This window comes from Vulcanococcus sp. (assembly GCF_044369115.1).
Classification (GTDB): Bacteria; Cyanobacteriota; Cyanobacteriia; order PCC-6307; family Cyanobiaceae; genus Vulcanococcus.
This window is the reverse complement of sequence record NZ_JBIPMN010000178.1, coordinates 1-5,094: the sequence shown is the minus strand read 5'-3', so window position 1 is coordinate 5,094 and position 5,094 is coordinate 1. Positions and strand designations below refer to the sequence as shown.

The following is a 5,094-nucleotide window of genomic DNA, read 5'->3' as shown; positions in this document are numbered from 1 at the left end:
GCGGGCCTGATACAGCTGATAGGGCGTGAGGATGAAGTCCTTGCAGAGCAGCGGCAGGTCCACCACCTGCCGCACCTGCACCAGCACCTCAAAGCCACCCTGGAAGAACGGCTTATCGGTGAGAACCGACAGGCAGCTGGCTCCGCCGGCGGCATAGCCCTGGGCAATGGCCTCGGGGTCGAAATCCTCGCGGATCACTCCCTTGCTGGGGCTAGCCTTCTTGACCTCGGCGATCACTGCCGGCTTGCGGCAGGCCGCCTTCAGGGCCGCCAGAAAGTCGCGGGTGGGGGGCAGCTCAGCCACCTGGTTTTTGAGCTGATCGAGGCTGACGCGATCCCGCGCCGAGGCCACTTCGCGGTCTTTTTCCCAGACAATCTTCTCGAGGATGTTGCGGGGTTCGCTCTCCTCATGGGGGATGGCGTACTCCAGGTGAGCCACCTTCACCTTGGGGTTGGGCGGACGGCGACGGATCTCCATCGCTTCAGGCTCCCACGGCCATGGCGGCCTGCTTGTAAGCCACTTCCACCACTTCGCTCAAGGTGGGGTGGGTGTGCACCTCCGTCACCAGCTGCTTCACGCTCTGGCGGCGAGCCACAGCATTGGCAATCTCCTGGATCAAATCCGCCGCATGCAGCCCATAGATATGGGCGCCGAGCACCTCACCGGTGCTCTTGTTGAACAGCAGCTTCATCAGGCCATCGCTCTCGAGCTCCGCCAGGGCCTTGGAGTTGGCCTTGAAGTAGCTGCGCACACTGCCCAGCTCGAAGCCATCCTTGGCGGCGAGCTCCTTGGCATCGGCCTCGCTGAGGCCCACTGAGCTGATCTCGGGGTGGGTGAACGTGGCGGCCGGAATCGAGCGGTAGTCGATCGCGCGAGGGTGGCCCAGGATGTTGTCCACCGCCACGGTGCCCTGGGCGGCAGCGGTGTGGGCCAGCATCATCTTTCCGGTCACATCGCCCACGGCCCAGAGATGCGGCACCGGAGCTCCGTTCAACAGCACGCGCATCGCGTCATCGACGGGGATGAAGCCGCGGTTGGTTTCGATGCCGCAGGCCTCCAGATTCAGGCCCTTGCTGCTGGGCACGCGGCCGGTGGCCACCAGCACCGCATCCACCTCCAGGGTTTCCACCGGCTCTCGGGTTTGCATGTCCACCAGCTCGATCTGCACCGGGGCACCCGGCTTGATCGACTTGGCCAGCACGCCGGAGCGAGCGTCGATGTCGCGGCCGTCGATCAGATTGCGGGCGGCAATCTTAGCGATATCGGGATCGAAGGTGGGCATCACCCGATCGAGGGCCTCGATCATCGTCACTTCGCAGCCCAGGGCGGTGTAGACATCGGCAAACTCCAGGCCGATGTAGCCGCTGCCGATGATCGCCATCCAGCGGGGCAGCCACTCCAGGCTCACCGCTTCATCGCTGGTGAACACGGTGCGGCCGTCCGTTTCGATGCCGGGCGGCACAAACGGATCCGAACCGGTGGCGATGATCACGTCGCGGCCGGTGAGCACGCGATCCACACCATTGATCTCGCGCACACCCACCTTCTGGGAGCCTTCCAGGCGACCCGTGCCGCGGATGATCGTGACGCCGGCGCGCTCGAGGGTTTTGGTGAGGTTGCCGCGGATCGTGGCCACCAGCTGATTGGCGTGGTCGGCGATCTTCTGGCGCTCAAAGCGCACCGGCGCCGCATGGATGCCGAAGCCTTTGAGATGTTCGGCATCCGCCAGCTCGCGCACCCGGCCGCTGGCAGCCAGAAGGGCCTTCGAGGGCACACAACCGCGGTTCACGCAGGTGCCGCCCATGTCGCGGCTTTCGATGATCGCTGTGCGCAGGCCGTGCTCAGCAGCATGCTTCGCCGCATCAAAGCCGCCGTAGCCAGCGCCGATGACGATCACATCAAAATCGAAGCTGCCGTCGCTCACCGGTTACCTGCGCAGTTGGCGGGCATTCTCTCCTGTCAGGCCCCCGCAGCAGCGTTGCGCTCCTGGCGCCAGCGCTCGAGCAGCAGGGGCGCCGCCGCCACCGCCACGTTCAGCGATTCCACAGCAGCGCTGTGGGGAATGGTGATCCGATGGGTGGCCAGAGCCGCCAGCTGGGGATGCAGACCCGCACCTTCATTGCCCATCATCAAGATGGTGGGACGGGTCCAATCGAGCTGCCAGTAGGGCTGGGCTCCCGGCTGGGCTCCCGGCTGAACCACGGTGGCCACCAACTGCTGACCCGCCGCAACAGCCCGCTGCAGCAGGGGCTGCAGGGCATCGCCCTGGGCTAGCCGCAGCAGCGGCAACGCCAGGGCCGCACCGGCGGAAGCCCTGAGCACCTTGGGTTGGAGGGGATCAGCACCGCCTCCAAGCCACACCTCATCCACACCGGCCGCCAGTGCCGTGCGCAGCAACGTGCCCAGGTTGCCGGGATCCTGGAGTTGATCGAGAACCAGCACGAAGGCGCCCTCGCCCCTAGCGACAGGCAGAGCCTCTCGGGCCAAGGTGGCCACCACACCATCCGGGTGATCGGTGGTGGCCACCGCAGCCATCAGCTCATCCCCCACGGGCTGCAGCGGCAAAGCCCCCTCCGCCAGCAAGCTGCCGTTGCGCTCGATCCAGCCTGGAGTTGCCAGCACCTGCTCGGGCTTGAGCCCCAAGCGCAGCAACTCCTGCAACTGATGGGTGCCCTCCAACAGCAGCAAACCCTGCTCTCGCCTGCCCTTGGGTTGATGCAAGGCCCGCAGGCGCCCCACCAGCGGGTTACGCCGGCTGGTGATCAGCTCCATCAGAAGGCTTCACGCCGGCGCACGTGCAGACCTTCCTCCACATCAAGCCCATGCTCATGCAGCTCCAGGCCTCGCACGGCAGCCACCTCACCTTTGAGCCCCTCGGCGCTGAGGTTTTTGATCAACTCCTTGATCAGCACATCCTCAATGGTTTTCTCATCGAGGGCATCGGGGGTGAGCGCCTCGAGGAAGCGTCCGATCTTGGCCGCAACGACCTCGGAGGCATTGGTGATCTTGAGAACGAGCATCGACGGGCCGTGCAGCACAAACGATGAAAGCAGCAGCCGAGATGACCGCGCTGCGTTTCAACCCTGGCAAGTCAAGCGGAGAACAGCAACAGTCGCCGGCCAACCAGCCGACCAGCTGATGACACAAAAACTGATGACATAAAAAAGCTCCCCTCAGTGAGGAGAGCTTTAAGTGCGGATGGGGAGACTTGAACTCCCACGACATTGCTGCCACTAGTACCTGAAACTAGCGCGTCTACCAATTCCGCCACATCCGCAGGGGCTGGCGTGTCGCGTCGGCGACCCCGGAAATGTACCCCATCAGGGGTGGCGCCCATGGGGCCAAGCCAGTTCCGGCGCCGGACGTCTTGCCGGTCTCAGGGCCGATTGTCAGGATGAGGCCCCTGAGGCGGGACGCCTGTAGCCATGACTGTGACCGCTGTCCCGTCTCAACAGATTCTCAACCCCCAGCTTGAGATTGCTGGCCATCGCCGCCTCTCGGGCGAATTGCGGGTGAGCGGCGCCAAGAATTCAGCCCTGGTGCTGATGGCCGCCAGCCTGCTCAGCGAAGACCAGTTGCGGCTGCGCAACGTGCCGCCCCTCACCGATATCCAGGGCATGGGGGAGATCCTCAGCTCCCTCGGGGTGAAGGTGCGCCGCAACGGCGAAAGCCTCGAGATGCAGGGATCTGGTCTCAACCAATCCGCTCCGCCCTATGAGCTGGTGAACAGCCTGCGGGCCAGCTTTTTCTGCATCGGCCCGCTGCTGGCACGGCTGGGCATCGCCCGCGTTCCTCTTCCCGGCGGCTGCCAGATCGGCACTCGCCCTGTGGTGGAGCACGTCAAGGGGCTGAAGGCTCTCGGAGCCCAGGTCACGATCGAGCACGGCGTGGTGTCTGCGGTGGTGCCGGGCCGCGGCCATCGCCTCAAGGGTGGCCGCATTCACCTCGATTGCCCCAGCGTGGGCGCCACCGAAACGCTGATGATGGCGGCCGCCCTCGCCGAGGGTGAAACGGTGATCGAAAACGCCGCCCTCGAGCCCGAGGTGGTGGATCTGGCCGGATTGCTGCTGGCCATGGGCGCCAAGGTGCGCGGCGCCGGAACACCCACCATCACGATCGTGGGTGTGGAGCGCCTCCACGGGGCCGACTACGCCGTGATCCCCGATCGAATCGAGGCCGGCACCTTCCTGCTGGCCGCCGCCATCACCCGCTCCACGCTCACCGTGGGGCCGGTGATCACCGATCACCTCGGTGCGGTACTCACCAAGCTCGAGGAAGCCGGCTGCAAGCTCAAGATCGACGGCACCCTCGTCACCATCAGTGCTGAGGAGATCCGGGCGGTGGATTTGCGCACCCAACCCTTCCCCGGCTTCCCCACAGATCTGCAGGCACCGTTCATGAGCTTGCTGGCCACGGCTCAGGGAACGAGCGTGATCACAGAGAACATCTTCGAAAACCGACTGCAGCACGTGGCCGAACTGCAGCGCATGGGCGCAGCGATCCGCGTGCAGGGCAGCACCGCCTTCATTGAAGGGGTCGCCCGACTCAGCGGTGCACCGGTGCAGGGCAGCGACCTGCGCGCTTCTGCCGCCATGGTGCTGGCGGGCCTGGCCGCCGAAGGCATCACCACGGTGCAGGGCCTGGAATACCTCGACCGCGGCTACGCCGATTTCGAGGGCAAGCTCAACCGCGTTGGCGCCTCAATCCGCCGCGTCGGCTGAGGGCTGCCCCCTACAGTCAGCCACGCGGGAGCGTGCCGGAATTGGTAGACGGACTCGACTCAAAATCGAGCGCCTTCGGGCATGTGGGTTCAAGTCCCACCGCTCCTATGACTCCGCCCCCTCGCATCACCCCCGCCAGCTCGGCGGTGATGCAGACCTACGGGCGTTTTCCCCTCGAACTGGTGCGCGGCCGGGGCGTGTGGGTGTGGGACAGCAATGGCCGGCGCTATCTCGACGGGGTGGCCGGCATCGCGGTGTGCACCCTCGGCCATAGCAACCCGGTGATGCGCCGGGCCCTTGGCCGGCAGCTGCGCAAGCTGCAGCACGTCTCCAACCTGTACCGGATCCCCGAGCAGGAACAGCTGGCGGCCTG

General features: G+C 65.6%; 6 protein-coding genes and 2 tRNA genes. 3 read left to right on the top strand and 5 right to left on the bottom strand.

Annotation, left to right across the window (positions count from 1 at the left end; genetic code table 11):
- From ACIQ2E_RS12345 to ACIQ2E_RS12325, 5 genes are all read right to left on the bottom strand, one after another.
- On the bottom strand, positions 1–477 hold a 477-nt coding region (locus ACIQ2E_RS12345; protein ID WP_398330944.1), incomplete at its 3' end, for an indole-3-glycerol phosphate synthase TrpC.
- A gap of 4 nt (positions 478–481) precedes the next feature.
- Positions 482–1,924, bottom strand: coding sequence for a dihydrolipoyl dehydrogenase (lpdA, locus tag ACIQ2E_RS12340; RefSeq protein ID WP_398330941.1), 1,443 nt, complete (start codon positions 1,922–1,924; stop codon positions 482–484).
- Between the two features lie 35 nt (positions 1,925–1,959).
- A complete protein-coding gene (locus tag ACIQ2E_RS12335; protein WP_398330938.1) occupies positions 1,960–2,772 on the bottom strand; it encodes a TrmH family RNA methyltransferase in 813 nt (270 codons plus the stop codon).
- On the bottom strand, positions 2,772–3,020 hold the full coding sequence (locus ACIQ2E_RS12330) for a hypothetical protein (protein WP_398330935.1): 249 nt from the start codon (positions 3,018–3,020) through the stop codon (positions 2,772–2,774). Before ACIQ2E_RS12330 ends, ACIQ2E_RS12335 begins: the two co-directional genes overlap by 1 nt.
- Before the next feature lie 173 nt (positions 3,021–3,193).
- Positions 3,194–3,277 (bottom strand) — tRNA-Leu (locus tag ACIQ2E_RS12325).
- Positions 3,278–3,425: 148 nt separating this feature from the next.
- On the opposite strand from ACIQ2E_RS12325, the gene murA reads away from it, so the two are divergent.
- The 3 genes from murA to ACIQ2E_RS12310 form a co-directional block, all read left to right on the top strand.
- Positions 3,426–4,721: a UDP-N-acetylglucosamine 1-carboxyvinyltransferase gene (gene murA, locus ACIQ2E_RS12320; protein ID WP_398330932.1), complete on the top strand. Its 1,296-nt coding sequence runs from the start codon at positions 3,426–3,428 to the stop codon at positions 4,719–4,721.
- Between the two features lie 26 nt (positions 4,722–4,747).
- Positions 4,748–4,829: transfer RNA gene (locus ACIQ2E_RS12315), tRNA-Leu, on the top strand.
- Positions 4,829–5,094 (top strand): aminotransferase class III-fold pyridoxal phosphate-dependent enzyme (locus ACIQ2E_RS12310; protein WP_398330929.1); only part of this gene is annotated, 266 nt, incomplete at its 3' end. The genes ACIQ2E_RS12315 and ACIQ2E_RS12310, both read left to right, overlap by 1 nt.

Coding starts and splice junctions, on each gene's coding strand:
- ACIQ2E_RS12335 (WP_398330938.1), bottom strand. CDS start 2,772: ATGGAGCTGATCACCAGCCGGCGTAACCCGCTGGTGGGGCGCCTGCGG.
- ACIQ2E_RS12330 (WP_398330935.1), bottom strand. CDS start 3,020: ATGCTCGTTCTCAAGATCACCAATGCCTCCGAGGTCGTTGCGGCCAAG.
- murA (WP_398330932.1), top strand. CDS start 3,426: ATGACTGTGACCGCTGTCCCGTCTCAACAGATTCTCAACCCCCAGCTT.